Annotated in this window: 21 protein-coding genes, 5 tRNA genes and 1 riboswitch; of the genes, 11 read left to right on the forward strand and 15 right to left on the reverse strand. The window is 72.8% G+C overall.

Translation table 11 applies throughout. The annotated features are described in order from the left end of the window. Positions 1 to 182: 182 nt before the first annotated feature. From ACZ3KJ_RS05355 to ACZ3KJ_RS05370, 4 genes are all read left to right on the forward strand, one after another. Positions 183 to 1,607 carry an MFS transporter gene (locus ACZ3KJ_RS05355; protein ID WP_467524836.1) on the forward strand — a complete coding sequence of 475 codons (1,425 nt, stop codon included), beginning with the start codon at positions 183 to 185 and terminating at the stop codon, positions 1,605 to 1,607. A gap of 209 nt (positions 1,608 to 1,816) precedes the next feature. Next, positions 1,817 to 3,076 (forward strand): L-2-hydroxyglutarate oxidase, encoded by a 1,260-nt coding sequence (lhgO, locus tag ACZ3KJ_RS05360; RefSeq protein ID WP_467524838.1) that lies wholly within the window; start codon positions 1,817 to 1,819, stop codon positions 3,074 to 3,076. A gap of 79 nt (positions 3,077 to 3,155) precedes the next feature. Then, on the forward strand, positions 3,156 to 3,959 hold the full coding sequence (gene trmB, locus ACZ3KJ_RS05365) for a tRNA (guanosine(46)-N7)-methyltransferase TrmB (protein WP_467524840.1): 804 nt from the start codon (positions 3,156 to 3,158) through the stop codon (positions 3,957 to 3,959). Positions 3,960 to 4,105: 146 nt separating this feature from the next. After that, positions 4,106 to 5,590 carry a PrsW family intramembrane metalloprotease gene (locus tag ACZ3KJ_RS05370; RefSeq protein WP_467524842.1) on the forward strand — a complete coding sequence of 495 codons (1,485 nt, stop codon included), beginning with the start codon at positions 4,106 to 4,108 and terminating at the stop codon, positions 5,588 to 5,590. A gap of 22 nt (positions 5,591 to 5,612) precedes the next feature. On the opposite strand, the gene ACZ3KJ_RS05375 is transcribed toward ACZ3KJ_RS05370, so the two are convergent. The 4 genes from ACZ3KJ_RS05375 to ACZ3KJ_RS05390 all read right to left on the reverse strand — a co-directional run bounded on the left by ACZ3KJ_RS05375 (position 5,613) and on the right by ACZ3KJ_RS05390 (position 9,578). Continuing rightward, positions 5,613 to 6,557 carry an aldo/keto reductase gene (locus ACZ3KJ_RS05375; RefSeq protein WP_467524843.1) on the reverse strand — a complete coding sequence of 315 codons (945 nt, stop codon included), beginning with the start codon at positions 6,555 to 6,557 and terminating at the stop codon, positions 5,613 to 5,615. A 117-nt stretch (positions 6,558 to 6,674) separates the two neighbouring features. Next, the gene (locus tag ACZ3KJ_RS05380; RefSeq protein ID WP_467524845.1) at positions 6,675 to 7,700 is read right to left on the reverse strand and encodes a M23 family metallopeptidase; all 1,026 of its coding nucleotides are present in this window, start codon (positions 7,698 to 7,700) and stop codon (positions 6,675 to 6,677) included. Between the two features lie 9 nt (positions 7,701 to 7,709). After that, positions 7,710 to 7,866, reverse strand: a riboswitch (cyclic di-AMP (ydaO/yuaA leader). Between the two features lie 417 nt (positions 7,867 to 8,283). After that, positions 8,284 to 8,357 (reverse strand) — tRNA-Met (locus tag ACZ3KJ_RS05385). 84 nt (positions 8,358 to 8,441) lie between these two features. Beyond that, a complete protein-coding gene (locus ACZ3KJ_RS05390) occupies positions 8,442 to 9,578 on the reverse strand; it encodes a dihydrofolate reductase family protein (protein WP_467525733.1) in 1,137 nt (378 codons plus the stop codon). A gap of 137 nt (positions 9,579 to 9,715) precedes the next feature. Between ACZ3KJ_RS05390 and ACZ3KJ_RS05395 the strand changes: the two genes are divergently transcribed. Together ACZ3KJ_RS05395 and ACZ3KJ_RS05400 are read left to right on the forward strand one after the other, a co-directional pair. Then, positions 9,716 to 10,237 carry a MarR family winged helix-turn-helix transcriptional regulator gene (locus ACZ3KJ_RS05395; RefSeq protein ID WP_467524846.1) on the forward strand — a complete coding sequence of 174 codons (522 nt, stop codon included), beginning with the start codon at positions 9,716 to 9,718 and terminating at the stop codon, positions 10,235 to 10,237. 199 nt (positions 10,238 to 10,436) lie between these two features. Continuing rightward, entirely contained in the window at positions 10,437 to 11,072 is a 636-nt protein-coding gene (locus ACZ3KJ_RS05400; protein WP_467524848.1) for a GTP cyclohydrolase II, read from the forward strand. 52 nt (positions 11,073 to 11,124) lie between these two features. Here ACZ3KJ_RS05400 and ACZ3KJ_RS05405 read toward each other — a convergent pair whose 3' ends face one another. Genes ACZ3KJ_RS05405 through ACZ3KJ_RS05425 form a run of 5 tightly spaced genes read right to left on the reverse strand, consistent with a single transcriptional unit; the run spans position 11,125 to position 13,649 of the window. After that, positions 11,125 to 11,808 (reverse strand): NUDIX domain-containing protein, encoded by a 684-nt coding sequence (locus ACZ3KJ_RS05405; protein ID WP_389518848.1) that lies wholly within the window; start codon positions 11,806 to 11,808, stop codon positions 11,125 to 11,127. Next, positions 11,805 to 12,173 (reverse strand): TIR domain-containing protein, encoded by a 369-nt coding sequence (locus ACZ3KJ_RS05410; RefSeq protein WP_467525734.1) that lies wholly within the window; start codon positions 12,171 to 12,173, stop codon positions 11,805 to 11,807. Before ACZ3KJ_RS05410 ends, ACZ3KJ_RS05405 begins: the two co-directional genes overlap by 4 nt. A 49-nt stretch (positions 12,174 to 12,222) precedes the next feature. Next, complete coding sequence (locus tag ACZ3KJ_RS05415) at positions 12,223 to 13,011, reverse strand: DeoR/GlpR family DNA-binding transcription regulator (RefSeq protein WP_401692480.1); 789 nt, start codon at positions 13,009 to 13,011, stop codon at positions 12,223 to 12,225. Between the two features lie 57 nt (positions 13,012 to 13,068). After that, positions 13,069 to 13,398 carry a hypothetical protein gene (locus ACZ3KJ_RS05420; protein WP_467524850.1) on the reverse strand — a complete coding sequence of 110 codons (330 nt, stop codon included), beginning with the start codon at positions 13,396 to 13,398 and terminating at the stop codon, positions 13,069 to 13,071. Beyond that, positions 13,398 to 13,649 carry a hypothetical protein gene (locus tag ACZ3KJ_RS05425; RefSeq protein ID WP_467524852.1) on the reverse strand — a complete coding sequence of 84 codons (252 nt, stop codon included), beginning with the start codon at positions 13,647 to 13,649 and terminating at the stop codon, positions 13,398 to 13,400. The genes ACZ3KJ_RS05420 and ACZ3KJ_RS05425 overlap by 1 nt, the downstream gene beginning before the upstream one ends. A 183-nt stretch (positions 13,650 to 13,832) precedes the next feature. Here ACZ3KJ_RS05425 and ACZ3KJ_RS05430 point away from each other — a divergent pair, with 183 nt between their 5' ends. Then, complete coding sequence (locus tag ACZ3KJ_RS05430) at positions 13,833 to 14,090, forward strand: winged helix-turn-helix domain-containing protein (protein ID WP_467524853.1); 258 nt, start codon at positions 13,833 to 13,835, stop codon at positions 14,088 to 14,090. A gap of 50 nt (positions 14,091 to 14,140) precedes the next feature. Here the strand turns inward: ACZ3KJ_RS05430 and ACZ3KJ_RS05435 are convergent. The 5 genes from ACZ3KJ_RS05435 to ACZ3KJ_RS05455 all read right to left on the reverse strand — a co-directional run bounded on the left by ACZ3KJ_RS05435 (position 14,141) and on the right by ACZ3KJ_RS05455 (position 22,693). Then, positions 14,141 to 14,213, reverse strand: a tRNA-Lys gene (locus ACZ3KJ_RS05435). A gap of 89 nt (positions 14,214 to 14,302) precedes the next feature. Beyond that, positions 14,303 to 15,865, reverse strand: a complete 1,563-nt coding sequence (locus ACZ3KJ_RS05440; RefSeq protein ID WP_467524855.1) for an amino acid permease — start codon at positions 15,863 to 15,865, stop codon at positions 14,303 to 14,305. Positions 15,866 to 15,913: 48 nt separating this feature from the next. Beyond that, positions 15,914 to 19,006, reverse strand: a complete 3,093-nt coding sequence (locus ACZ3KJ_RS05445; RefSeq protein WP_467524856.1) for an FG-GAP repeat domain-containing protein — start codon at positions 19,004 to 19,006, stop codon at positions 15,914 to 15,916. 209 nt (positions 19,007 to 19,215) lie between these two features. After that, positions 19,216 to 21,495, reverse strand: coding sequence for a DEAD/DEAH box helicase (locus tag ACZ3KJ_RS05450; protein ID WP_467524857.1), 2,280 nt, complete (start codon positions 21,493 to 21,495; stop codon positions 19,216 to 19,218). A gap of 847 nt (positions 21,496 to 22,342) precedes the next feature. Further along, complete coding sequence (locus ACZ3KJ_RS05455; RefSeq protein WP_003999986.1) at positions 22,343 to 22,693, reverse strand: metallopeptidase family protein; 351 nt, start codon at positions 22,691 to 22,693, stop codon at positions 22,343 to 22,345. A gap of 84 nt (positions 22,694 to 22,777) precedes the next feature. Between ACZ3KJ_RS05455 and ACZ3KJ_RS05460 the strand changes: the two genes are divergently transcribed. The 4 genes from ACZ3KJ_RS05460 (at position 22,778) to ACZ3KJ_RS05475 (ending at position 24,719) form a co-directional block, all read left to right on the forward strand. Continuing rightward, positions 22,778 to 24,355 carry a metallophosphoesterase family protein gene (locus ACZ3KJ_RS05460; RefSeq protein ID WP_467524859.1) on the forward strand — a complete coding sequence of 526 codons (1,578 nt, stop codon included), beginning with the start codon at positions 22,778 to 22,780 and terminating at the stop codon, positions 24,353 to 24,355. Positions 24,356 to 24,435: 80 nt separating this feature from the next. Then, positions 24,436 to 24,508: transfer RNA gene (locus ACZ3KJ_RS05465), tRNA-Glu, on the forward strand. 38 nt (positions 24,509 to 24,546) lie between these two features. After that, a tRNA-Asp gene (locus ACZ3KJ_RS05470) sits at positions 24,547 to 24,621 on the forward strand. A 24-nt stretch (positions 24,622 to 24,645) separates the two neighbouring features. Continuing rightward, a tRNA-Phe gene (locus ACZ3KJ_RS05475) sits at positions 24,646 to 24,719 on the forward strand. Between the two features lie 151 nt (positions 24,720 to 24,870). Here ACZ3KJ_RS05475 and ACZ3KJ_RS05480 read toward each other — a convergent pair. After that, entirely contained in the window at positions 24,871 to 26,043 is a 1,173-nt protein-coding gene (locus ACZ3KJ_RS05480; protein WP_467524861.1) for an RNA-guided endonuclease InsQ/TnpB family protein, read from the reverse strand. Positions 26,044 to 26,071: the final 28 nt, after the last annotated feature.

Below are 26,071 nucleotides of genomic sequence, written 5' to 3' on the forward strand. Positions count from 1 at the left end.
ACGGCCACACAGCGGGAGCACGCCGCGACGGTGCGTACCGATGCCGGCACTTTGGTACGTGCCACAATCCCGCCATCCGGAAGAATGCCCCTTAACGCTTGGGATGCGGCGAACTACGCTGGGTTTACGAATGCCGCGTGGTTATGCCAGCGCGGCAGCCGTCTGTGTCGAGGGGTGGCGCAATGTCCAGGGAGCAACGCGGGCCGAACGAAAAGCTCGGCGCCGTTCTCGCCCTCGCGGGAATCAGCAACGCCGGACTCGCGCGACGCGTCAACGACCTCGGCGCCCAACGCGGGTTGACTCTTCGCTACGACAAGACGTCGGTGGCGCGCTGGGTGTCGAAGGGCATGGTGCCGCAGGGCGCCGCTCCGCACCTCATCGCGGCCGCGATCGGCCAGAAGCTCGGCCGCCCGGTGCCGCTCCACGAGATCGGCCTGGCGGACGCGGACCCCGCGCCCGAAGTGGGCCTCGCCTTCCCCCGGGACGTCGGTCAGGCCGTGCGCTCGGCGACGGAGCTGTACCGCCTCGACCTCGCCGGCCGCCGGGCCGGCTCGGGCGGCATCTGGCAGTCGCTGGCCGGCTCGTTCGCGGTCAGCGCCTACGCGACGCCCGCCTCACGGTGGCTGATAACCCCGGCCGACAGTTCGGTGGCGCGCGAGGTGAACTCCGCCGAGGGCTCCGGCGCACCGCTCAAAGTCGGCCACAGCGACGTGCAGAAACTGCGGGAGGCCGCCGAGGACGCCAGGCGCTGGGACTCCAAGTACGGAGGCGGCGACTGGCGTTCGTCGATGGTGCCGGAGTGCCTGCGGGTGGAGGCGGCCCCCCTGCTGCTCGGCGCGTACTCCGACGAAGTGGGCCGCGCCCTGTTCGGGGCGAGCGCCGAACTGACCCGGCTGGCCGGGTGGATGGCCTTCGACACCGGCCAGCAGGAGGCCGCGCAGCGGTACTACATCCAGGCGCTGCGCCTGGCGCGCGCGGCGGCGGACGTCCCGCTCGGCGGCTACGTCCTGGCATCGATGTCCCTCCAGGCCACCTACCGCGGCTTCGGCGACGAGGGCGTCGACCTCGCGCAGGCCGCCCTGGAACGCAACCGCGGCCTGGCCACGGCCCGCACCATGAGCTTCTTCCGCCTGGTCGAGGCCCGCGCCCACGCGCGCGCGGGCGACGCCCAGGCAGCCGGCGCGGCCCTGAAGGCCGCCGAGAGCTGGCTGGAGAGGGCCCGCGAGGGCGACCACGACCCCTCGTGGCTCGGTTTCTACTCCTACGACCGCTTCGCCGCCGACGCCGCCGAGTGCTACCGCGACCTGAAGGCACCACGCCAGGTACGCCGCTTCACGGAGCAGGCGCTGTCGAAACCGACAGAGGAATACGTGCGCTCGCACGGGCTCCGGCTCGTCGTCTCGGCGGTCGCCGAACTCGAGTCGGGCAATCTCGACGCGGCCTGCGAGCAGGGGGTGCGCGCGGTGGAGGTGGCCGGACGCATCTCGTCGGCCCGCACCACCGAGTACGTCAAGGACCTCCTGCACCGCCTGGAGCCGTACGGCGACGAGCCCCGCGTGGTCGAGCTGCGCGAGCGCGCCCGGCCCCTGCTGATGGCACCCGCGTAAGCACCGGGCCCCGGGCCGCGGGCGCCGGGCCGCCTCACGGTACGCCGGACCGGTCCGGACCGCGTCGGCGTCGGCGTCGGCGTCGGCGTCGGCGTCGGCGGGACGGTCGGGCCCCGTGGGATGCAGGGGCCCCGTGCGGCGCGTCCGTGAGACGCGGGACACGGGGTGCGGGGGACCGTCCGGGGTTTCAAGCCGTTGTCAGTGGCGCAGTGCACTATCGAAGCCGGGAGGTGGTGCAGGTGGCGCGGCAGGTGCCGGGGACTCGGGCGGTCGGCTACGACTGTGACGTGCTGGTGATCGGCGGCGGGATCGTCGGCCTGTCGACGGCGCACGCGATCACGCGGGCCGCGCCGGGTACGCGCGTGACCGTACTGGAGAAGGAGCCGGGGCTCGCCCGGCACCAGACGGGGCGCAACAGCGGCGTCGTCCACAGCGGGATCTACTACCGCCCGGGCTCGCTCAAGGCGCGCTACGCGGTCCGCGGCGCCGCCGAGATGATCAAGTTTTGCGCGGAGTACGGCATCCCGCACGCCGTCACCGGCAAGCTGATCGTCGCCACCGACCGCTCCGAGCTGCCCCGCCTGCACGCCCTCGTCCAGCGCGGCCGGGAGAACGGCATCCCGGTCCGGGAGCTGGGCCCCGCGCAGATCACGGAGTACGAGCCGGAGGTCCGCGGCCTCGCGGCGATCCACGTGCGCACGACCGGCGTCTGCGACTTCACGGCGGTCGCCCGGCAGCTGGCCGAGGCGTCCGGCGCGGAGATCCGCCACGGCGCCCGGGTCGTCCGCGTCGACCGCCGCCCCGGCCGCGGCGTCGCCGTCCTGACCGCCCGCGGCGACATCGTCCGGGGACGCGTCCTGGTCAACTGCGCCGGTCTGCACTGCGACGAGATCGCCCGCCTGACCGGCGACGAGCCCGGGATGCGGATCGTGCCGTTCCGCGGCGAGTACTACGAGCTGGCGCGCCCCGAGCTGGTGCGCGGCCTGGTCTACCCGGTCCCCGACCCGGCGTTCCCGTTCCTCGGCGTCCACCTCACCCGCGGCGTCGACGGCAGCGTCCACCTCGGCCCCAACGCGGTCCCGGCGCTGGCCCGGGAGGGGTACGGCCGGGGTGTCGTACGCCCGCGGGAGGCGGCGGCGACGGCGGCCTGGCCCGGGGTGTGGCACCTGGCCCGACGGCACTGGCGCCACGGCGCCGGCGAGCTGCGCCGGTCGCTGTCCAGGGCGGCCTTCGCGGACGCCGTGCGCCGGCTGCTGCCGGCCGTCGAGGACGGGGACCTGGTGCGTGCGGCGGCCGGAGTGCGGGCCCAGGCGGTGCTGCGGGACGGCACTCTGGTGGACGACTTCCTGATCCGGGAGGGCCCCCGTACCGTCCACGTCCTGAACGCCCCCTCCCCCGCGGCGACGGCCTCCCTGCCGATCGGCCGGGAGGTGGCCCGGCGGGCCCTGGGGGCGCTGGCCGACGACTGATCCCCACCGCGCACGCACGCTCACCCCCGCCCCGGCCCCGTCCACCCCGTCCACCCACGCACGTAAAATCGGCCCCACTGTGTCTGACTCCCTGAACACCCCCGACTCCCGACCCGCCCCCGGCGAGTCCCTCCGCCGCACCCGCGCCAAGGGCGAGCCCCGCTTCCCGGACGGCCCCAAGGCCGACCCCGCCGGCTCGCACTTCGAGCGGCGGATCCGCAGCTTCCAGCCCCGCCGCAGCCGGGTGACCACGGGACAGGCCGACGCGCTGCAACGGCTCTGGCCGAAGTGGGGGCTCGACATCGACGGTCACCGCGTCGACCTCACCGAGCTGTTCGGCAACGACCACCCCGTCGTCCTGGAGATCGGCTTCGGGATGGGCGAGGCCACCGCGCAGATGGCGGCCGCCGCCCCCGGCACCAACCTCCTCGCCGTCGACGTCCACACACCCGGCCAGGGGAACCTGCTCAACCTCGCCGACCGCGACAGCCTCACCAACGTCCGGGTCGGCAACGGCGACGCGATCATCCTGCTGCGCGAAATGCTGGCCCCGGACTCCCTCGACGGCCTGCGCGTCTACTTCCCCGACCCCTGGCCCAAGAAGCGCCACCACAAGCGGCGCCTCATCCAGCCGGAGTTCCTCACCCTGGCCGCGACCCGCCTGAGGCCGGGCGCGCTGCTGCACTGCGCGACCGACTGGGAGCCGTACGCGGAGCAGATGCTGGAGGTGCTCACCGCGCACCCCGGCTTCGAGAACACGCAGGCGGACGGCGGTTTCGCGCCCCGGCCCGAGTTCCGGCCGCTCACCCGTTTCGAGGGACAGGGCCTGGACAAGGGTCATGTGGTGAACGATCTGCTGTTCCGTCGCGTACAGCACGGCTGACCCCGAGCACCCGCGCCACCCGGGTCACCGCCCCCGGGCCACGCCCGCATCCACAGCCACGCCCGCACCCACGCCCGCCTTCGAGCCGATGCCTCCTCCCCCCGACCCCCTCCACCGCCGTCCTCTCCCTCGTTAGGGTCGATGCCGTGGCCACCAGTCCTCCGTACCCGCCGCACCCGCCACAGCCCCCGCAGCCGCCGCAGCCGCCGCAGTCCGGCGCGGTGCCGGAGGGCGGTGGGATCCGGCACGCGCACTGGTGGCAGCACACCTGGGTGCGGTACGGCGCCCTGATCACCCTGCTCGCCCTGTCCGGGCTGGTGATCCTCGCCCTGGTCCGCGAACAGACGGGCACCCAGGGGTTCCTGGTGGGGCTGGGACTGGCCGTGCTGCCCGTCCCGCTCCTCGTGGCCGCCTTCCGCTGGCTCGACCGGGTCGAGCCCGGACCCTGGCGGAACCTGGTGTTCGCGTTCGCGTGGGGGGCCTGCGCGGCGGCGCTGATAGCGATCGTCGCCAACAGCTTCGCCACCCGCTGGATAGCCACGGCGACCGCCGACCCCGCCGGAGCGGACACCCTGGGCGCGACGGTCGTCGCCCCGGTCGTGGAGGAGTCCGCCAAGGCGGCCGCCGTCCTCCTCGTCTTCCTCTTCCGCCGGCGGGACTTCACCGGGCTGGTCGACGGAGTCGTCATCGCCGGCGTCACCGGGACCGGCTTCGCGTTCACCGAGAACATCCTCTACCTCGGCAACGCCTTCGGCACCGACCAGCTCACCGGTGACGGCGGCATCGCCTCCGTCACCGCCGCGACCTTCTTCGTGCGCATCATCATGTCCCCGTTCGCGCACCCCCTGTTCACGGTCCTGACCGGCATCGGCTTCGGCGTCGCCGCGCTCTCCGGGCACCGCCGGCGCGCCCGCCGGGTCCTGTTCCCGCTGGCCGGCCTGCTGCTCGCCATGGTCATGCACGCGCTCTGGAACGGCTCGGCCTCCTTCGGCGAGTGGGGCTTCCTCGCGGTGTACGGGGCGTTCATGGTGCCGGCGTTCGCGGTGCTGACCTGGCTGGTGGTGTGGACGCGCCAGCGGGAACTGGGCACCGTCCGCGAGGAACTGCCCGCCTACGCGGCCGCGGGGTGGCTCGCCCCGGGGGAGCCGTACGCGCTCGGCTCGATGCGCGCCCGGCGGCTGGCCCGCGACCACGCCCGCCGGTACCTGGGCAAGCCCGCCGCGCGCGAGGTGGCGCGGTACGAGGCGTACGCGACCTCCCTCGCGTTCCTGCGGCACCGGGGGAGCCTCGGCCGGGCCGGCGCCGACTTCGTCGTACGGGAGCGGGAACTGCTCAACGAACTCTGGCGGCGCAAGGACGTCGCCCGTCCCGCCCTGGAGCACGCGGCCCGGATGACGGCGCCCCCGGTCCCGTGGGCCGTGCCGCCGTGGCCGGCGTACGGGGTCCACGGGCCCGGGCACCCCGGATACGGCGGGCAGGGCTACGGTCGGCCGGGCTACGGCGGGCCCGGTCAGGGACCCTCCAGTCACGGACCAGGCGGTTACGGCTACCCGACGGGAGCGGGGCCGTATCCGGGGCCGCACCCGGGGCCGTATCCGGGCCACGGCCCCCACCACCCCTACCGGTCGTAAGGGCCGGGCCGGCGCGGTCCCCTCAGGCCGAGGCCTCGGTCAGCCGCGCGATCTCCCCCTCGGTCAGCTTCAGTTCGGCCACCCCCAGCAGCGCGGGCAGCTGTTCCACGGTCCGCGCCGAGGCGATGGGCGCCACGACCGTCGGGCGGGCCGCGAGCCAGGCCAGTGCCACGGTGGCGACCTCGCTGTCGTGGGCGCGCGCGATCTCGTCCAGGGCGACGAGCACCTTCTGGCCGCGCTCGGTCCCCAGGTGCTGGGCGGCCCTCCCAGCCCGGGCGCTGTCCACGGTCGTCCCGGGCCGGTACTTGCCGGTGAGGAAGCCGGCCGCGAGCGCGAAGTACGGCACGGCGGCGAGCCCGGCCGCGGCGACGACGTCCTGGAGCTCGCCCTCGTAGGTGTCGCGCGAGACGAGGTTGTAGTGCGGCTGGAGGGCGACGTACCGGGCGAGGCCCTCGCGGTCGGAGAAGTCCAGGGAGGCCCGCAGCCGCTCGGGCGAGATGTTCGAGGCGGCGATGTGCCGCACCTTGCCCGCCTTCACCAGTTCGTCGAGGGCGCCGACGATCTCCTCGACGGGCACCTCGGGCTTGTCGAAGTGGGTGTAGTAGAGGTCGATGCGGTCGGTGCCCAGGCGTCGCAGCGAGGCGTCGGCGGCGGCCTTGATGGTGGCGGCGGACAGGCCCTGGTAGTCGGGGTGCTGGCTCACCTTCGTCGCGATGACGACGTCGTCCCGGTTCCCGCGGGCCTTGAGCCACTTGCCTATGAGGGTCTCGGACTCACCGCCGCTGTTGCCCTCGATCCATGCCGTGTAGGAGTCGGCGGTGTCGACGAAGTTGCCGCCGGCGGCCGTGTAGGCGTCCAGGACGGCGAAGGTGGCCGTCTCGTCGGCGGTCCAGCCGAAGACGTTGCCGCCGAGGGCGAGCGGGAAGACCTCGAGGTCGGAGGAGCCGAGCTTGCGCAGAGAAGTCATGCTCCATGGCAACGCCTCGGCCGGAGGCGCGTATTTCACGCCTCCGGCCAAGTGTTCGCAAACATCCGGGAGACCACCTCACCGGCCCCCGGAAGACTCAGGGCCTACGGGACGGCCTCAGGGGTTGAGCCCCTTGTCCCGGAGCCAGGCCGCGGGGTCGACGCCCGTGCTGCTGCCGCCGGGGTGGACCTCCAGGTGGAGGTGGGCGCCGGTGACGTTGCCGGTGGCGCCGACGCGGCCGATCACGTCACCGGTGGAGACCTTCTGGCCGACGCTGACGCTGATGGAGGACTGGTGGGCGAACCAGAGTTCGGTGCCGTCGTCGAGGGTGAGCACGGTCTTGTACCCGTACGACCCGTCCCAGCCCGCCGAGGTGATGGTGCCGCTGTGGATGGCCTTGATCAGGGTGCCGGTGGGGGCGGCGAAGTCGAGGCCGGTGTGGTAGCCGGAGGACCAGTAGGCGCCGGCCTGACCGAACGTCGAGGTGATGGTGTACGAGGAGGTCGGCAGCGTGTACTGCTTGGCGAGTTCGGCGAGGCGCTCGGCCTCGGCCTTCTTCGCGGCCTCCTCGGCGGCCTTCTTCTTCGCGGCGGCGGCCTTGGCCTCCGCCTCCTTCTCCGCCTTGGCGGCCGCGTCGGCCTCGGCCTTGGCGGCGGCGGCCTCGGCGGCGTCCTGCGCCTTGGTCTCCAGCTGGGCCTGCTGCGACTCGGCCTGCGCCATGATCCGGCTGCGCAGCGCCTCGCCGGCGTCGGCGGAGCTGTCACCGCTGTCGTCGTCGGCGGCCGCGGTGCCGAAGCTGCTGAGGGCGGACGCCGTGGACTCCTCGGAGGTGTCGTCGTCCGAGATCAGGGAACCCACGGAGGGGAGGTCCGGCATGGAGATGGAGACCGGGGGCTTGCCCGTGTTGGCGCTGGCCATCCCGCCCGCGCCGACGGCGGCTATGACGCCGACGCCGAGAACGGTGGAGCTGCGGGCGAGTCCGCCGCGCTGCTTCGCGACGCGGTGCCGGCCGCGTACCGGGCGAACGGAATCCGCGGTGGGGTTCCACTCCTCCCAGGGGCCCTCGTCGGTGCGGTAGCCGCCGTAGCCGAAGGTCTGGCTGGGCGCGCTCGGGGCTTCTGGGGCAGGCCGGTTGGACGCCACGCGGGCGTACTCCTTTCCTTCCGTCGCCTACCGGGTTAGCTGACGGGTTCGGAGCGGGAAGGTCTCCTACGCGCGTATACCAGCCGTTACCTCACGGCGGCTCCGCGTGATTCACCCCAAGGTGGTGGTTCCCCGGTTCCCTTACGGGATTCGGCGCGTGCGCACGGAGCCGCCTCTTGTGACGGCTGGGACGACCGCGCTGCGTTATCGAACGTTAATAGACCCAGGGCTGGGTTTCCAAGCCGTTCCCCTTGATCAACAACATTGATGGCCTGGACTTTTACCTCAGGGAAGATGAAATCAGGGCGAGTTGACCCGGTGTCGAGCACGCACCGCCTCTCCAGGCTTTTTTGATGGTGACTCAGTTGTTATGCGCAGGGCGCTCGCCCACTCACGTTCCGTAAGGGAGGCGGCGAAGACCTCGGGGCGGACGCCGAAGACCTGGGGGCGGGCACCGAAGGCCTAGGGGGCTGGCGCCGGAAGCCTTGAGGGCGGGGCGCCGAAGGGCCCTGGGGGGCGCGTGACAGCACAACACACCGAGGGCCGGAACCCTGTGATCAGGATTCCGGCCCTCGGCCTTCAGTAGCGGGGACAGGATTTGAACCTGCGACCTCTGGGTTATGAGCCCAGCGAGCTACCGAGCTGCTCCACCCCGCGTCGGTATGACACCAGTGTACGCCATCCGCGGGACCCGAAGCACACGGCTTCCCCGGGGGCGGCCCCCGCGGGGCACGGCCCGGCTCAACTGCCGTGCAGCAGATGCAGGTTGGGCGCCTTGGCCCGTTCCTCGCACTCGGGCAGGACGGCGACGTCGACGCCCGCGGCCGTCAGCAGGCCGGTGCCGTCGGCGTCGGTCACGAAGGTGTCCGGCTCGCGCCAGGCCGTCACCACCCTGCGGACGCCCGCGGCGAGGACGAGGCGGGCGCAGGGGGTCGGGCGGGAGGAGCGGCGGGCGCAGGGTTCGAGGCTGCTGTAGACGGTGGCCGTGGCCAGGCGGGGGTCGGCGGGGTCGATCTTCGCGAGGGCGGCCTCCTCGGCGTGGACGACGGGGTCGCCGGCCTCGCGGGAGTGGCCGCGGGCCAGCTCCGTCCCGTCCGCGGCCACCACCACCGCGCCCACGCTGAACGCGGTCCGCGACGGCGGGCAGGCGGCGGCCAGCTCGCAGGCGAGGGCCAGCCAGTGCCGGTCGGCGGCGGCGGGGAGCGGGCCGGCGCCGGGCGCGGTGGGCTCGTAGCGCATCAGGACGACGTCGTCGAGGCGCCGTGTCTCGACCAGCCGCAGCCGTCCGCCCTGGTAGCCGCCGGGCCCGAAGAGCCGCGGCGCGTCCGGGTCGCCCACGAAGAGGGGCGCCAGGACGAGCTGGAGTTCGTCGGCGAGGCCTTCCCGCAGGAGCTGGCTGTGGATGGTGCCGCCGCCCTCCACCATGAGCCGGCGCACGCCCCGGACGTCGTGGAGGTGTTCCAGGAGCCGGCGCCAGTCGAGGTGGGGGCCGAGGGGGACGACGTCGGCGGCGAGGCCGAGCGAGCGGGCGCGCTCGGCGCCCGGGTCGGTGGTGTACACGGCCTTCTCGCCGCCGGTGTGCCAGAACCGCGCCGCCGGGTCCAGCTCGCCGGAGCCGCTGACCAGGACCTTGAGGGGGTACTCCGGCCGTCCGGCCGCCCGGCGCGCGGCCCGGCGCTCGGGCGCGTTGACCAGGAGGCGGGGGTTGTCGGCGCGGAGGGTGCCGGCGCCGATCAGGATGGCGTCCACGGAGGCCCGCACCTCGTCGACCCGGTCGAAGTCGGCCGGGCCGGAGAGCAGCAGGCGGTCGGGGCCGGTGTCGTCGAGGTAGCCGTCGAGGGAGACGGCTGCGGACAGCAGGACGTACGGGTACGGCATCGGCGCGGCCTCTCCGGGGACGGTCGACGGGGTCATGGGGTGTGCACGGGGTCCTGGCGCGGCGGGGGTCGGCGGCAGGAGGTCCGCGACTCTTGGGAACTCTTGGTTCAAGTTTGAAACAAACCTACACTGGGAGCATGACGACCCGCTGGCTCACCTCCGAGGAGCAGCGCGCCTGGCGCGCGTACGTCGCCGGATACCTCCTCCTGGAGGACGCGATCGACCGGCAGCTCCAGCAGGAGGCCGGCATGCCCCACCTGTACTACTCGATCCTCGCCCACCTCTCCGAGGCGCCGCGGCGGCGGCTGCGCATGACCTGTCTGGCGGAGAAGCTGAAGATCACGCGGAGCAGGCTGACGTACGCGGTGGCACGGCTGGAGAAGGACGGTCTGGTACGGCGCGAGGACTGCCCCGGGGACAAGCGCGGGAGCGTCGCGGCCCTCACCCAGGAGGGCATGACGGTGCTGGAGCGGACGGCGCCGGGCCACGTCGGCACGGTGCGCGCCTCCCTCTTCGACCGGCTCACGCCGGAGCAGGTGGGACAGCTGGAGGCGATCTTCACGCAGGTGGCGAAGGGGCTCCAGGAGGGTGGCGGCGAGGCCGCGCCCGAGGATGTGCCGTGGCGGCGGCGCTCGTCGCCCTGTACCGGCGGCCGCTGAGCCGCCCCCGGACCCATTGCTTCAACTTTCAAGCATGAGGTAGGGTCCCGATCATCCAACTGCTTCAAACCTGAAGCAGATGGAGGGCAGGGCGGGCACGGCGGGGAACCGCGCGCTGCCCCGCGCACCGCCCGCGCCCCGCGCCCCGCGCACCGACCCCGCCCGGCCCCGCCCCCGCCCCCTGACCCGGAGAACCCGCATGCCCGACACCCCCGCCGCCACCCCGCGTGCCCGCGTCCGGGTACCGCTGCGCTTCCACGACGGCTTCTCGGTCGACGCCGACCTGGTCACCTTCCACGGTCTGGCCGACGGCCGGGAACACGTGGCCGTCGTCCTCGGCGAGCCCGGCCCCCGCCCGCTCGTCCGGCTGCACTCCGAGTGCCTGACCGGCGACGTCCTCGGCTCGGCCCGCTGCGACTGCGGCCCCCAGCTGCGCGAGGCGGTCGAACGCATAGCCGAGCGGGGAGGCGTCCTGCTCTACCTCCGCCAGGAGGGCCGCGGCATCGGCCTGTACAACAAGCTCGACGCCTACGCCCTCCAGGACCAGGGCCTGGACACCTACGAGGCGAACGCCGCGCTGGGCCTGCCGGAGGACGCCCGGGACTACACGGCCGCCGCCCAGATGCTGCGGGCCCTGGACATCACGGCCCTCGACCTGCTGTCCAACAACCCCGACAAGGCCGGCCAGTTGCGGGCGCTCGGCATCGACGTGCACGACCGCGTGCCGACGGGCGTCTTCACCACCCCGCACAACGTCCGCTACCTGCGCGCGAAGGTGCTCCAGACGCAGCACACACTGCCGCTGGCGGACCTCACGGGACGCGGCGTCGGCTGAGGCGCGCCCGCCTTGAGCCGCCGTACGCGCCCCGGCCCCCGTGCGCCCGTTCTCACCGGCGGGCGAAGGGACCGTCGAGCGCGGCCCACTGGAGCAGCATGATGGTCTTGGCGTCGGCGACGGCGCCGGTGCGGATCAGGTCGAGCGCCTCGCCGAAGGGCAGCTCCACGACGGTGATGTCCTCGCCCTCCTCGGCCACCCCGGCGGTGTCCGCGCCGGGCGTCGACCCGTCGTAGGGCGCGGCGAAGAAACTCAGGCGTTCGGTGACGGAGCCGGGGCTCATGTAGGCGTCGAAGACGTGCTCGACCTCGTGGACGGTCCGCCCGGTCTCCTCCTGCGCCTCCCGGCGGATCGCCTCCCGCGGCTCGTCGCCGTCCAGCAGCCCGGCCGCGGTCTCCAGCAGCATGCCGTCGGGGTGCCCGTTGACGTAGGCGGGCAGCCGGAACTGACGGGTCAGCAGGACCGTACGGCGTTCGGGGTCGTAGAGGAGGATCGTCGCGCCGTCGCCCCGGTCGTAGGTCTCGCGCCGCTCGCGGCTCCAGTGGCCGTCGCCGTGCCGGTAGTCGAAGGTGGTGCGGCGCAGCACCGACCAGTCGCAGGCGAGGACCTCGACGTCGAGGACGCGGACGCGGGGGTTGCCGGTCAGGTCGCGGCCGTGGCGGTCGAGTCCGGTCCGGCCCCGGGGGTCGGGGACGTCGATGCCCGGGCGGGCGGGGTTCCCGTTCCCGGCGCTCACCGGCCGGCCTCCGCCGGTACGCCGGTGAGGTCGGCGATCTCCGTGTAGACCTCCTTGCCCTGCGCACGGGCCCGGGCCACCATCCGGTCGGCGCCCTCGGAGGGCCCGCCGATGCGCAGGACGGCGTCGCAGCGGTCGAGGAGGCGTTCGGCGACGGGGTGGAACAGCTCCGCGAAGAGCGGGTCGTCGGGGCCGGTGCTGCCGGCCGTCTCCAGGAGCGGCAGCGCGAGCGCCTCACCGGTGACGGGCAGGTGCCCGGCGCGGTAGAGGGTGAGGGCGGCCTCGTTCATGGCCCGTACGTTCGCGGCGAGCTTGGCGGGGTCGTCGCCGGTGCCCGAGCGGTACGGGCCGGCGACGAGGATCATCAGGGACGTCAACGGGACCTCCTTCGGAGGGCTGGGGGTCTTCGAGGGCTCACACGAGCAGCGTCTCGACGCCCGCCTCCCGCAGGGCGTCCAGGGTCTGCGGGCCGCCGGGGTGGGTGGCGGGGTCGGCCGCGGCGGCGTCGGTGACGAAGGTGTGCACGGCGTCGAGCGGGGCGACCTGGCTGAACGCGCGGACGCCCAGCTTGGTCGCGTCGGCCACGGCGACCGTGCGGCCGGCCTGGCCGAGCCCCGCCTGCTTCACGGCCGCGTCGTCCAGGGAGAACTCGGACCAGCCGTGCGCGGCGTGCACCCCGCCGATGGACATCACGAACACGTCGAACGCCAGCGACTCCAGTGTGCGCAGCGCCAGCGGCCCCACGAAGGACCGCTCCCCCGGCCGTGACCGCCCGCCGACGACCAGCAGCTCGATCCCCGGCCGGTCGGCGAGCCGCACCGCCGCCTGCACACTGAGCACGGCGACCGTCAACGGCCCGCGTGCGGCGAGGTGTTCGGCGACGTGCACGGTGGTGGTCCCGGCGTCGAGCAGCACCCGCGCGCCCGGCTCCACCAGATCGGCGACGGCCGCCCCGAGCCGGTCCTTGGTGGCGGTCTGCCACCCCGCCCGCGCCTCGAACCCGCCCCCCTCCTCCCGCGCCCGATCGGCAACGGCCCCGCCGTGCACCCGGCGCACGAGCCCCTGCTTCTCCAGCGCGTCGAGATCCCGGCGCACGGTCATCTCGGACACCCCGAGCCGCTGCGCGAGCTCGGCGACGGAGACGCGGCCTTCGGCGCCCTGGACGAGGCGGAGGGTCAGGTCGAGACGGTTGGCTACACCCATGCGGGTATTTCTACCATGTGGATGTGCGAATGAACATTCACCTGTTCAGGTCGTGCCTCATGGCAGACGGTCCTCGCCGTCCGGCACCGGGAGGCGCATCCCCCGGGACTCCGCGACCCGCAGGGCGTCGACCAGGCACTCGGCGAGCCGGAGACCGGCGTACCGCACCTCGGTGTACGGCGAGAGCGGGTCGTCCAGCACCCTGCGGGCGAGGCCGAGCACGTCGGCCCCCATGGCGAGCTGCGTGGCCTCCATCTCGTCGGCGAGGCGGGACACATATCCGCCACCGCCGCCTGCGACCAGGTAGCAGGGCTTGCCGTCGGGGGACCGCCAGGGCAGCAGGCGGGGCGCGGTGGAGGCGGTCGCGGGGCCGGTCGTGTGCTCCATCAGGCGGCCACCTCCTGTGCGCCGATCAGATGCCGGTCGAGGTCGGCAGCGGCGAGGAAGGGCCGTACGAGAGCGGAGTCGGCGGCGTCGAGGCGGGTGACGAGTCCGTAGGGGGAGCGGTGGCGGGGCAGGGGTGCGGGGGTGGAATGGGGCTGAGGGGCGAACCGGCCGCCGGCTCGGCGCCGTTTGCCCGCACCCGGGGCGAAGAGAAGGCGCAGCCCTTCGAGGGCGCGGCGGATAAGGTCGTGCATGTCGACGCTCCTTGTTCAGCGTTGGCCGTGCCCCGGGAGGTCTCTCACACCTCGCCGGGGTCTCGCCTTTCGACCATACCGACAACTGCGTCCCCCTGCACCCTACTGCGGCATACTGCGTCCCGCCGCGTCGGGACGCGTTCCACACCTGCGTGGTGCGTCGGGCTGCGGCACGGTGGGGAGATGAGTGAGCTTCCGCGCTACGAGTACGTGAAACTCGCTGACGCGATCGCGTCAGACATCGCGTCAGGCAAGTTGCCGCAGGGGGCAGCCCTGCCGGGCGAGCGGGCCATGACGGACCTGTACGGCGTGAGCATCGGCACCGTGCGTCGCGCCGTCGTCGAACTCCGGAAGCGTGGGCTCGTCGCGACACTGCCCGCGAAGGGGACGTACGTCATCGGGATGCCGGACCAGCCCGAAGACAGCGATCCGCAAACCTGAGAGACGGCAGCGCCCCCAGCTCAAGTACTCCTGAGCCGGGGGCGTTCCGGTAGGCCCTGTGGGACTCGAACCCACAACCAATGGATTAAAAGTCCACTGCTCTGCCAATTGAGCTAAGGGCCCAGGCGATGTTGCCACCCTGAGCATAGCCGGAGGAGGCCGTGTCTCCGATCGGGTATCGGGGACACGGCCCCGTCAGGGGCGGGCAAAGGTCATGGATCCGTCGTTTCGACCGCCGGCCGCGCCCCGGCGGCCTCGCCGGTGGCCTCCCCGGCGGTCGTACCGGTGGTCGTGCCGGCGAGGGCGGGCCGCAGGAACCAGTGCCGGGCGGAGACGATCCACCAGGCGGCGGCGAAGCCCAGGACGACGAGGACGGCCACGGGGGCGTAGTTGAAGGTCTCCCAGGTGACCGGGGAGACCTGGGGCAGCATGAACAGGACGGTGATGACGGCCACCCAGGCCACCGACACCACCCCCACGGCCCGGGACCACCGGCCGAGGTGCCAGGGCCCCCGGTCGAAGCCGTCGCCCTTGCGCAGCCGCAGCAGTGTGGGGATGACGTAGGCGATGTAGAGGCCGATCACCGCGATCGAGGTGACCGCCGCGTACGCCGTGACGTTGATCAGGTACGGCAGGCCGAGGAGCAGGGCGCCGCCGGCCGCCAGCCAGACCGCCGCGACGGGCGTGCGGGAGACGGGGTCGACGGTGCGCCAGACCCGGGAGAAGGGCAGGGCGCCGTCGCGGGAGAAGGCGTAGATCATGCGGCTGTTGGCCGTCACGGAGGCCATGCCGCAGAAGAGCTGCGCGCCGATCACGACGAGCAGCAGCAGTTTGCCCGCCGTCGCGCCGAGCGCGTCCAGGAGGATCTGGGCGGGCGGGGCGCCGGTCGGGGAGGTGAGGGCACCGTCGTAGGACTGGATCGCGAAGGTGAAGCCGAGGAGGAGGACGAAGCCGGCGATCCACGACGTCCAGATGGACCGGACGATGCCCTTCGGGCCGGCCGTGGACGCGTCGCGGGTCTCCTCCGTCATGTGGGCGGAGGCGTCGTAGCCGGTGAAGGTGTACTGGGCCATGAGCAGGCCGAGCAGGACGACGTACGCCCCGCTGCCCCAGCCCGTGTGGTTGACGAACTCGCCGAAGACGAAGGACGCCGGCCGGTGCCGGTCGGGGACGACGTCGAGCGCGCCGACGATGACCGCCACGCCGATCACGTGCCACCACACGCTCACGCTGTTCAGCAGGGCGACGATGCGCACGCCGAAGGTGTTGAGCAGACCGTGCAGCACCAGGATGCCCGCGAAGAGCAGGATCGTCCGGCCGGGCGTCACCTCGAAGCCGAACTGGAGGTTCAGGTAGGCGCCGAGGAAGGAGGCGGCCCCGAAGTCGATGCCGGCCGTCACGGCCACCTGGCCGAGCACGTTGAACCAGCCCGTGAACCAGGCCCAGGCCGCGGCCGTCCGCGCCGGAGCCAGGCGGTGGGCCCAGAAGTACAGGCCGGCCGAGGTCGGGTACGCCGAGCAGATCTCGGCCATCGACATCCCGACGAAGAGGGTCATCAGGCCGACGGCGATCCAGCCCCAGGTGATCACCGCCGGGCCGCCGGTGTTCATGCCGAACAGGTACAGCGTCAGGCAGCCGGACAGAACGGAGATGATCGTGAACGAGACCGCGTAGTTGGAGAACGCCGACATGCGGCGGGCGAGGACCTGCGTGTAACCGAGCTGGGCCAGCCGTTCCTCGTCGGACGGCCCGCCCGCTCTGGCATCATCTGTCATGCCCCCAGCAATTCCCTCACCGGGGGCGTGACACACGCCACAACGTGACTAGAAAAGGCCCTTGTAGTTCTGCCATCCGGCGCCGATCTTCGTCCGCGCCCCGAACGTGCCGGTACCGGTGCCGTCGAGCCGGTACAGCCCGCCCGCCGTGTCCCGCACGACGAGGTCGGCCTTCCCGTCGCCGGTGATGTCACCGGCCCCGACGACCGCGTTGTACGAGGCGCCCCAGTTCGCGAACAGCTTCCCCCGCGCGCCGAAGGTCCCCTTGCCGGTCCCGATGTACCGGTACAGGTTGTTCGCCTTGTCCTGGGCGATCAGGTCCCCGACGCCGTCCCCGTTGAGGTCACCGACGCCGACGATCTTCTTGTACGTCCTCCAGTCGTCGTACAGCTTCACCGGGGCGGCCAGCTTGCCGGCGGCCGTGCCCTTGTACAGGTAGACCCTGCCCGTCGACGGGTTGCGCGCGATCACATCGGGCAGGCCGTCCTTCGTCACGTCGCCCGGCGAGGTGATCACGTCGAACTGGTTCCAGCCGCTGGTGCCCAGCGTGGTGTACGGCGACGTGGGCCGCACCGCGCCGCCGCAGCCGGTCCGGTACAGCCGCAGAGCGCCGCTGCTCAGCCTGACGAGGACGTCGTTGCAGCGGTCGCCGCTCAGGTCGCCGATCGGCACCGCCTTGATGCCGCTCGGCCAGCCACCGCCGCTGACCTGCCCGGAGAACGTGCCCCGGCCCGTGCCCTGCTGGTAGGTCAGGGTGCCCGCGTACGGCATGGTCAGCAGGTCGCCCACGCCGTCCGGCTTCGCCCCCGCGCCCACGTAGTCGTGGAACACGGCGGCGCCGCCCGCCAACCGGACCGTGCCCCGCACCTGGAGCGGGGCGCCGGTCCCGTCCGTGGGCGTCAGCGTCAGCGTCCAGTCGTAGGAGCCGTTGGGCAGGAGCTTGCCGGTCGCGTCGCGGCCGTCCCAGGCGACGTTCAGCGCACCGCGCACGGCCCCGCCGTCCGTGCCGTCGACGCGCTTGCCCGTCGCCCCGCTGCGGACCTCCAGCGTCCAGCCGGCGGCCGGCTTGGACAGCAGGACGGACGTGAGGAGGCCGCCGGGGGAGATCTGGGCCGGGCTCTGAGCGGCCTCCAGCAGCCGCAGGGGCTGCTGCGGCACACCCGAGGGCACCAGGTGCACCCGCTCCTGCTCGTCGACCCAGGCCGCGTTGGCCCCGGACTCGTCGACGGTCCAGCGCACGTCGCGCTGCGAGACCCCGGTGTCGGGCAGCTCGCCGATGACCCGGCCCACGGCCGTACCGTCCGCGACGGTGGTGAGCATGAGCTTCCCGGCCTGCCGGTCGTGCGTCACGACGTACCCGTCACCGAGCTTCGCCTCGCCCGCCGGCACCTCGACGGACCTCTTCGCCGTACGGTCGTAGACACCGGCCCGCCCGTCGCACGTCCAGTACAGCCAACGGCCCAGCGCCTGGAGGTCGGTGGGGGTGCAGCCCGCGTCGGTGGCGAGGGTCCCGGTGGTCTTCTTCGCGCTCAGGTCGTACGCCGTGACGCTGCCCGGAGCCGTGCCCGGGGTCCACAGCGTGTCGCCGTCGAGGGCGGCCGGGCCCGGGGCGCGGGTGAGGACCGGGCCGCTGGTGACGGGACTGGTGAGGCGGTGGACGGACTGCTGGGTGGCGGTCGTGTGGATCACGTAGCGGCCGGAGACGTCGGTGACCCGCCCGCCCGCGGGCACGCTCCGTTCCTTGGCCAGATAGCCCGGCCCCCAGTTCCTGAGCTGGTCCTTGCCCGTCGCCGCGTCGTGATCCAGCCAGACGAGCTGCCCGTCGGCCGCACCCCGGATCGGAGCGCAGGCGACGTCGTCGACGGCGCAGTTGCCCACGGCGCCGGCGCTCAGGAAAGTGGAGGACGGGCCGAAGGCGGGGGTGCCGGCCGGGGCGACCGTGCGCAGCCGCGTGGTCCGTATCCCGCCGCCCGCGACGCTGCTCTGCTGGTCCGCCACCACCAGCAGCCCGTGGTCCAGCGACAGGCCCTGGATCTTCAACGGCGGCTTGGGCAGCGCCTTCACCTGCGTGACGACCGGGCTGCCGTCCGGACCGGGCTGAATGCGCTGGACGCCCCAGTCGTCGGTGGCCGCGGAGGTGCGGCCGACGGCGACGGCGGTGCCGTCGGACACGGCGGAGCTGCCGGTGTTCGACGCCGCCAGCAGGGTGACCTCGGGACCGCCCGCGATCGGCTGCGCGTACAGCGCCGTACCGGAACCGGCCCGGTGCACCAGCCAGTCGCCGACCACCGCGAGGTCCCGCGCCGGGTCCACCCCGCCGCCCGTCAGGGTGACCTCGGCCGGAGCGGCCGACAGGTCGGCGCGGTCGAACACCAGCACGGTCGCCTCGTCCAGGTCGAACAGCACCACATGATCGCCGGTGACCTGTGCCTTGAGGTAGACCTCGGACCGCACCGGGGTCGAGTCCGTGACCTGCCCGGTCCTGCGGTCGACCATGACCGACCGGTACCCCTGCGCACCCGTCCCGGCCTGGAACAGCAGCCCGTCGGCGTCCCCGCCCACCGGCGCCCCGAGGACCACGCCCTCGGGCACCCCGCCCACCGTCACGTCGCGCGTGCCGCCGTCGGCCGCCGGGGACAGCAGGTGCGTCTCCCGCCAGCTGCTCCCGCTCTCGTCCTCGACCGTGCGGTAGGCGACGACCAGGTCGCTATAGACGGCGAGCAGTGACAGCTCGTCGGGCACCTGGACGCTGCGGGTGGTCCCGTCGGCCGCGTTCCACAGGTCGACCCGGCCCTCGTCGTCGTAGGTGTACGCCAGGACGTCGCCGCCGGTCACGCTGTAACTGGAGTAGCCCTCAGGGTGGACGACCTTCACGGACCCGCCGTCCGAGTAGCGCGTCCACACCAGCCCGGAGCCCTCCAGGCTGTGGAACACGCCCTCGGCGCCCGCACCGTCGCGGCCGGAGTACGACGACGCGCCGTAGAGCGCGCCGGAGGTGTACGTGTCGCGCAGCGCCGCCGGCACCACCGTCTCCTGCGCCCCGTCCGCCACGGCGGTGGACGGCAGCGACGGAACCAGGCCGGCCGCCAGCACGGCGGAGGCGGCGACGAGACACAGACGTACGGAGCCATGACGGGCCACGAGAGTCCCTCCCCGGGAACACGGAGACGGGTCTGGGCGCCGCTACGGCGCCTCCGGCCCCCCGGCCTTCACATCCGTCTCACAAGTCAACTGATCTTACAGTCGTTTCACAGCTTCGGGGCAGGGAAAAGCCGCGCCGTCGGAAACGCCGTGGCCCCCACCGAAGAGACGGTGGGGGCCACGGCGTTCACTCACACAGACCTGCGCGGTCAGCCGTTGCGCTTCCAGCGCGGCTTGTCCTCGCGGCGCCCGAAGGAACCGCCACCGCGGTGGTCGTCACGACGGCCGTTGGGGCGGTCGTGGCCGGCGACGGGGGTCCCCCCGCTCGACGGACGTCGAGAGTGGGGGAGGAAACCCGGGCGGTCGTCACGGCGGTCACGGTTGAACGGACGGTCGCTGCCCCGGTGCCCGCCGCGCTCGTCACGGCCGCGGAAGCCACCGCGGTCGTCACGGCGCTCGAACGAACGGCCACCGCGGTCGTCACGGTTGAAACCGCGCTCACGGTCCCGGTCCCGGTCGAACGGACGACGGTCGTCACGACGCTCGAAGCCACGGCCGCCCCGGTCGTCACGGCGCTCGAACGAACGGCCGCCACGGTCGTCACGGTTGAAACCGCGCTCACGGTCCCGGTCCCGGTCGAACGGACGACGCTCGTCACGACGCTCGAAGCCACGACCGCCCCGGTCGTCACGGTCCCGGCCGAAACCACGGTCGCGGTCACGGTCGCGGTCACGGTTGAAGCCACCACGGTCACCGCGGTCACCGCGGTCGTCCCGGCGGAACCCGCCCCGGTCGTCACGACGCTCGAAGGAACGCTCACGGTCCCGCTCGAAGGGCCGCCGCTCCCGCCGCTCGTACGACGACGAAGCCGCCGCCCGCTCCTCACGGCCGCCCCGGTCACCCCGGTCGCTCCGGTCGCTCCGGTCGATGTCCCGCGCGGCCGGCTGCTCCGGCACGGAGACCTCGGCCACCGGCGACGCCTCGACGGCCTCCACGGCAGCCGCCTGCGCCTCGGCCACCGCCACCTCGGGGTCCTCGCCCCGCTCACGGGCGACCCGGGCGACCAGCCGGTCGGCCTCCTCCCGCAGCTCGGCCGCACGACGCTGCGCACGCTCCAGCTGCTTGGTGAGCTGGGCGACCTCACGCTCGGCCTGCTGCGCGGCGTTGCCCGCCGACTCGGCCTGCACCTCGGTCATCGACCGGGCGCCGGTGATCTCGGCGACCTCCGGATCGAAAGCCGCACCACCCTGGATGATGTGCCGCCCGGCGTCGACGCCGGCGTCCTCCATCAGGCGGAAGATCTGGCGGCGCTGGTGCGGCAGGGACAGCGAGACGACCGTGCCCGTCCGCCCGGCGCGCGCCGTACGGCCGGCGCGGTGCAGGTAATCCTTGTGATCACCGGCCGGGTCCACGTTCAGGACCAGGTCGATGCCGTCGACGTGGATACCGCGCGCGGCGACGTCCGTGGCGACCAGGACGTTGACGTAACCGTCCTTGAAGTCGGCCAGCGTGCGGGTGCGCGCGCCCTGGGTCATGCCGCCGTGCAGCGCGTCCGCCTTCACGCCCGAGTCGCGCAGCTGCTCGGCGACCCGGTCGGCGCCCAGCTGGGTGCGGACGAAGATGATCGTGCGGCCCTTGCGGGACGCGATCGCGGCCGTGACCGGCGCCTTGTCCTTCGGCTTCACGATCAGGATGTGGTGCGACATCGTCGTGACGGCGCCCTGGGCGGCGTCGACCTCGTGGCTGACCGGGTCCTTCAGGTACCGGTCGACGAGGGTCTTGATCTCGTTCTCCATCGTCGCGGAGAACAGCATCCGCTGGCCGCCCGCCGGAACCTGGTCCAGCAGCTCCGTCACCTCGGGCAGGAAGCCCAGGTCGGACATCTGGTCGGCCTCGTCGAGAACGGCGATCCGCACGTCCTCCAGGGAACAGGCGCCCCGGTTGATGATGTCGCGCAGACGGCCCGGCGTGGCGACCAGGATGTCGACGCCGCGCTCCAGGGCGTAGATCTGGTTGCCCATCGACGTACCGCCGCAGACGACCTTCATCCGCAGGCCGAGCACGTCACCGTACGGCTGGAGCGCGTCGGCGACCTGCATCGCCAGCTCGCGCGTCGGGGTCAGGATGACCGCACGCGGCCTGTGCTTCTCGGTGCGCCCGCCGGCCAGCGTGGCCAGGGTCGGCAGTCCGAAGGAGAGGGTCTTGCCGGAGCCGGTGCGGCCACGGCCGAGGATGTCCTTGCCGGCCAGGGCGTCCGGGATGGTCGCCGCCTGGATCGGGAAGGGGGTGGTCACGCCGTTCTGCGCGAGCTTGCGCACGACGCCCTCGGGCAGACCCAGGTCCGCGAAGGTCACCTGGGGCGCCTCGTCGGCGTCGGCCTCGACGACCTCGGCGGCCTCGGCGGTCGAGACGGCCTGGGCGGTCTCGACCGCCTCCGCGGCCTCGTCGTTCTCGGGCACGACGACGTGATCAACAGGGGAAATGGACATGCGTATGCGAAACCTTCCGGAGTCTCGTCGGCACGCGCCCGTCAACTCCGTGTTCGCAATACGACCGCCTCAATGCGGTCAGCCACGGCAAGGGAGAGTACGCGCCACACGGCGCGCTCTGCGGTGGCGCCGGGCAAATGGGATCAAACGATCTACCACCATACGCACCCACCACCCCCGAAGGCAAACCGAACCCCGTAGACGTAGGTCACACAGACCCCCCTAGACCGGCGCCCCCGCCTCCGGCGCCGGCTCCCGCTCCACCAACTGCGGCAACGGCTCCTCGTGGGCCGACGACGACGGCTCCGCCACCGTCGGCTCGGGCACCGGCGACGCCGGCGGCGGTGGCGGCTCGGGCGACGACGGCGGCTCCGGAACGGCCGACCGCGAAGGCGTGGGCTGCTCCTTCGACGGCTCCGGCACCCCCGGCCTCTCACTGCGCCCCGGCCGCACCCCCGGCGAAGCCACGGCGCTCACACCCGGCGACGCGGACGAAACCGAGGGAGCCGCCGATCCGTCCCGCCCACCCTTCCCGCCGCCCCTGCCCTGCTCACGCCGACCGTCACCGCCGGCCGCGCCGAACCCGCCGCCGCCGACCGGCCCGGCAGGCCCACCGCCCGCCGCCTCACCACCCCGCTGCCCCGCCGAACGCGACGGCTCGGTCCGGGCCCCCTCCCCGTCCCCCACGCTCATGCAACCGGCGGCCGCGGCGACGGCCATGACCGTGGCGGCCAGTCGAACGGGTACGTACAAGCGGCGCACGGGCCACCTCCGGAAGCAGAAACAGGAGTCGACCTCCCCAACTCCCGCCGCCCACAGGAGGACACGCGCCCCGCACGCCGACGGCTCAGCCGTACCCCAGCGCGTGCAGCCGGGCGTCGTCGATCCCGAAGTGATGCGCGATCTCGTGCACGACGGTCACCTCCGTCTCCTCGACGACCTCCTCACGCGTCTCGCACATCCTGAGCGTGGGCCCCCGGTAGATCGTGATCCGGTCGGGCAGCACACCCGCGTACCACTCACCCCGATCCGTCAGCGGAGTCCCCTCATAGAGCCCGAGCAACTCGGGATCGTCCGCCGGCGGCTCGTCCTCCACGAACACGGCGACGTTGTCCATCAGCCGCGTCAACTCCGGCGGAATCCGGTCCAGCGCCTCGGCGACCAGTTCCTCGAACTCCTCGCGCGTCATCTCCAGCACAGCCTCATTCTCCGGCACGACACCGCCGTACGAGCCACACGAACGGCCCGCATATCCGGGCGCGCACCTGGGCATACGGGACCAATGGCCCGCGCCCGCCTCCCCACCGCCCCGCACCCCGCGAACCACCCGCACCACCGCAACCACCGCCGCTCCCCCCGCACGACCCCCGAACTCGCCGGACACCCCCGCCCCTGGACCCGCGCCCTCGGACTCACCACCGTCGTCCTCCTCGGCGCCTGGCTCGGCCTCCTGGTCGTCGGCGACGTCCGCGCACCCGTCGGCCCCATGAACACGACCATGACCCTCCGCCCCTCCCTCACCGGCGGCACCAAGATCAACGTATCCCCCCTCGGCGCCCTCCACCTCGACAGCCACACCGCCCCCGTCCGCCTCGACGTCAACGTCGACCAGCTCGACCCCGCCCGCGCCCAGGCCCTCGTGGACCACCCCGAACGCCTCTCCGGACTCCAGGACGAGATCGCCCGCGACGTCGGCCACGGCACCCTCGACCTCGCCGCCCGCTCCTGCGTCGCCGTCGTCACCGGCGCGACCGCCCTCGGCCTCGCCGTCTACCGCCGCCCCCGCCGCGCCCTCGCCGCCGGCGGCCTCGCCCTCGCCCTCCTCGCCGCCTCCGGCGCCACCGCATACGCCACCTGGAACCCCAAGTCCGTCCTCGAACCCCGCTTCTCGGGCCTGCTCTCCTCCGCCCCGTCCCTCGTCGGCAGCGCCCGCAGCATCGTCACCGAGTTCGACGTCTACCAGCGCGAACTCGCCCGCCTCGTCACCAACGTCACCAAGCTCTACGACGTGACCTCCACCCTCCCCGTCTACCAGCCCGACCCCACCACGGTCCGCGTCCTGCACGTCTCGGACATCCACCTCAACCCCGCGAGCTGGAAGATCATCGCCTCGCTCGTGGAGCAGTACAAGGTCGACGTCATCGTCGACTCCGGCGACACCATGGACCACGGCACCACGGCCGAGAACGGCTTCCTCGACCCCATCGCCGACCTCGGCGCGCCCTACGTCTGGGTGCGCGGCAACCACGACTCGGCCCTCACCCAGCGCTACCTCGACGGCATGAAGAACGTCCACGTCCTCGACGACGGCCGCGCGGTCACCCTCGCGGGCCTGCGCTTCGCCGGCATCGGCGACCCCCAGTTCACCCCCGACCGCTCCACCGCCCCGGGCGGCGAGGACGTCCAGGAAGCGGCCGGCGACCGCCTCGCGGACGCACTGCGCGCCCAGCGCGCCGCGGGCACCCCCGTCGACGTGGCCGTAGCCCACGAACCCTCCGCCGCCCGCCGAACCGACGGCGAGGTCCCCCTCGCCCTGGCCGGCCACCTCCACCACGCGGACATGGAGATCCTGAAGAAGGGCACCCGGCTGCGCACGGAGGGCTCCACGGGCGGCAGCGGCCTGCGCGCCGTCGAGGGGAAGTACCCCGACCCCATCGAGGCGTCGATCCTCTACTTCGACCGCGACACCCGCCGCCTCCAGGCCTGGGACGCGATCAAGCTGGGCGGCCTGGGCCTGACCACGGCCGAGGTCAGCCGCCACCTCCCCAAGGAGAACCAGCCGGGAGCCACCCCCTCGCCCACCCCTTCCCCCACGTCCGCCGCCACCCCGTCCCCCACGCCCTCCGGCACCGCTCCGTAAACCGTTTTGGCGATACCTCCCGCCATCCCATATGCTTCTCACGTCCCCGACGCGCTGAGAAGCGCCCAGGCGGGCCGATAGCCCTCATCGTCTAGCGGCCTAGGACGCCGCCCTTTCAAGGCGGTAGCACGGGTTCGAATCCCGTTGGGGGCACGCAACACCGTGTGCGACACTGTCGTACACAACAGCTTGGTCCTGTGGAGCAGTTTGGAGTGCTCGCCACCCTGTCAAGGTGGAGGCCGCGGGTTCAAATCCCGTCAGGACCGCTGAGATTCCCTTGGGAATCTCGTGGCTGGGTAGCTCAGTTGGTACGAGCGATCGCCTGAAAAGCGATAGGTCGCCGGTTCGACCCCGGCCCCAGCCACAGTCAAGGCCCCGATCTTCGGATCGGGGCCTTTTCGTACGTCCCGTGGATCGCTCTGCTGGTACGAGCGTCCGCGTCCGCTACCGAAGACAGGTGCTCCGGCTTGCAGCTCGCACTCGCCGATGGCTTCGGCGGAGCGGCGCATCCAGCCCTACGCGGTCAGCGTGAGGGCAGGGGCCTGTGACTCGGCCCCGCGGACCCACGTCCGCCAGCCACGGAGGCCGACGACGTGGGACGCGTTCAGGTCCGCGTGCTCAACGAAGCCGCAGGACCGGCAGGTGAAGACGGCCTGGCTCGGCCGGTTGCGTCGGTCGACGTGGTGACACCGCGAGCACTCCTGGCTGGTGAACGCCGGATCCACGTACACCAGGGGGACCCCGGCTCGCCGGGCCTTGTAGGCGATGAACGCGGCGAGCTGGCCGAAGGCCCAGGAGTTCATCGTGACGCGTTGGGGCTTCCTCAGCCGTGCCCGCTCGCGGATACCGCCCAGGTCTTCCAGGGCGATCCCACGTCCGGTGCGTTGAGCCTCCGCCACGATGTGCTTGCTGATCTTGTGGTTGATGTCGCGGGTGCGCCGGGCTTCCTTGCCGGCGTGGCGCCTGGCCCGTCGTTTCGCGGAGCGGGTGCCCTTCCGTTGGAGTCGGGTGCGGAGTTTCCGGTCGTTCTCGCGGGTGCGGTTCAGCCTTCTGCCGCTGTGCCGGTGTCCTGTGGAGGTGGTGGCGATGTTGACGATGCCGAGGTCGACGCCGATGAATCCGCTCGGGTCGGTGTTCTGTGGCGGTTCGGGCAGGTCGAGGGTGGCCAGGAGGTACCACTGGCCGCCTCGGGTCACCAGGTCCGATTCGCCTCGGCGGTACTGGGCGAGCAGCCGGAGGTGGTGCTCGCTGCCGGTGATGGGCAGGTGTTTGAGGCGGCCCGCCGTGGTCCAGATGGACACGGTGCGCCGGTCCGTCTGCCAGGACAGCATGCGGTCGTCGTAGGGCTGGGCGGCCGTGGGGCGGAAGGTGAGGGGCTTGGCGGTGGCTGCCCGCCGGCGTTTCGATCCCGGTCGGCCGAGGTTTCCGGCCTTGAGGTTGCCGCTGAGTGCCGCGTAGGCGTCGCAGGTCTTCTTGATGACGTGCTGGGCGGCCTGGGCGCCCAGGCCCCAGTTGTTCTTGACGTGGGTGTAGGTCTTGGCGCGGAGTGCGCGGTTGTTCCTGGTCCCGGTCGTGTGGGCGAGGGCGGAGACGTGGTTGGCGGCTTGGTTGCAGGCGTGGAGGGTCGCTTCGAGTGCCGACGCCTGTTCGGGTGTCGGCAGCAGTTTCACCTGCACCACCGTCTTCACGAACAGGGAATCTAGGGTGCGCCGTGGG

It is taken from the genome of Streptomyces sp. NPDC003248 (assembly GCF_055563235.1).

What these genes read in the sequence shown, in the direction of transcription:
- ACZ3KJ_RS05395 (WP_467524846.1), top strand. Translation starts at nt 9,716, where the DNA reads ATGACGACCCGCTGGCTCACCTCCGAGGAGCAGCGCGCCTGGCGCGCG.
- ACZ3KJ_RS05425 (WP_467524852.1), bottom strand. Translation starts at nt 13,649, where the DNA reads ATGCACGACCTTATCCGCCGCGCCCTCGAAGGGCTGCGCCTTCTCTTC.
- ACZ3KJ_RS05355 (WP_467524836.1), top strand. Translation starts at nt 183, where the DNA reads ATGTCCAGGGAGCAACGCGGGCCGAACGAAAAGCTCGGCGCCGTTCTC.
- ACZ3KJ_RS05430 (WP_467524853.1), top strand. Translation starts at nt 13,833, where the DNA reads ATGAGTGAGCTTCCGCGCTACGAGTACGTGAAACTCGCTGACGCGATC.
- ACZ3KJ_RS05390 (WP_467525733.1), bottom strand. Translation starts at nt 9,578, where the DNA reads ATGCCGTACCCGTACGTCCTGCTGTCCGCAGCCGTCTCCCTCGACGGC.
- ACZ3KJ_RS05415 (WP_401692480.1), bottom strand. Translation starts at nt 13,011, where the DNA reads ATGGGTGTAGCCAACCGTCTCGACCTGACCCTCCGCCTCGTCCAGGGC.
- ACZ3KJ_RS05450 (WP_467524857.1), bottom strand. Translation starts at nt 21,495, where the DNA reads ATGTCCATTTCCCCTGTTGATCACGTCGTCGTGCCCGAGAACGACGAG.
- ACZ3KJ_RS05420 (WP_467524850.1), bottom strand. Translation starts at nt 13,398, where the DNA reads ATGGAGCACACGACCGGCCCCGCGACCGCCTCCACCGCGCCCCGCCTG.
- ACZ3KJ_RS05460 (WP_467524859.1), top strand. Translation starts at nt 22,778, where the DNA reads ATGGCCCGCGCCCGCCTCCCCACCGCCCCGCACCCCGCGAACCACCCG.
- ACZ3KJ_RS05375 (WP_467524843.1), bottom strand. Translation starts at nt 6,557, where the DNA reads ATGACTTCTCTGCGCAAGCTCGGCTCCTCCGACCTCGAGGTCTTCCCG.
- ACZ3KJ_RS05410 (WP_467525734.1), bottom strand. Translation starts at nt 12,173, where the DNA reads ATGATCCTCGTCGCCGGCCCGTACCGCTCGGGCACCGGCGACGACCCC.
- ACZ3KJ_RS05400 (WP_467524848.1), top strand. Translation starts at nt 10,437, where the DNA reads ATGCCCGACACCCCCGCCGCCACCCCGCGTGCCCGCGTCCGGGTACCG.
- ACZ3KJ_RS05440 (WP_467524855.1), bottom strand. Translation starts at nt 15,865, where the DNA reads ATGACAGATGATGCCAGAGCGGGCGGGCCGTCCGACGAGGAACGGCTG.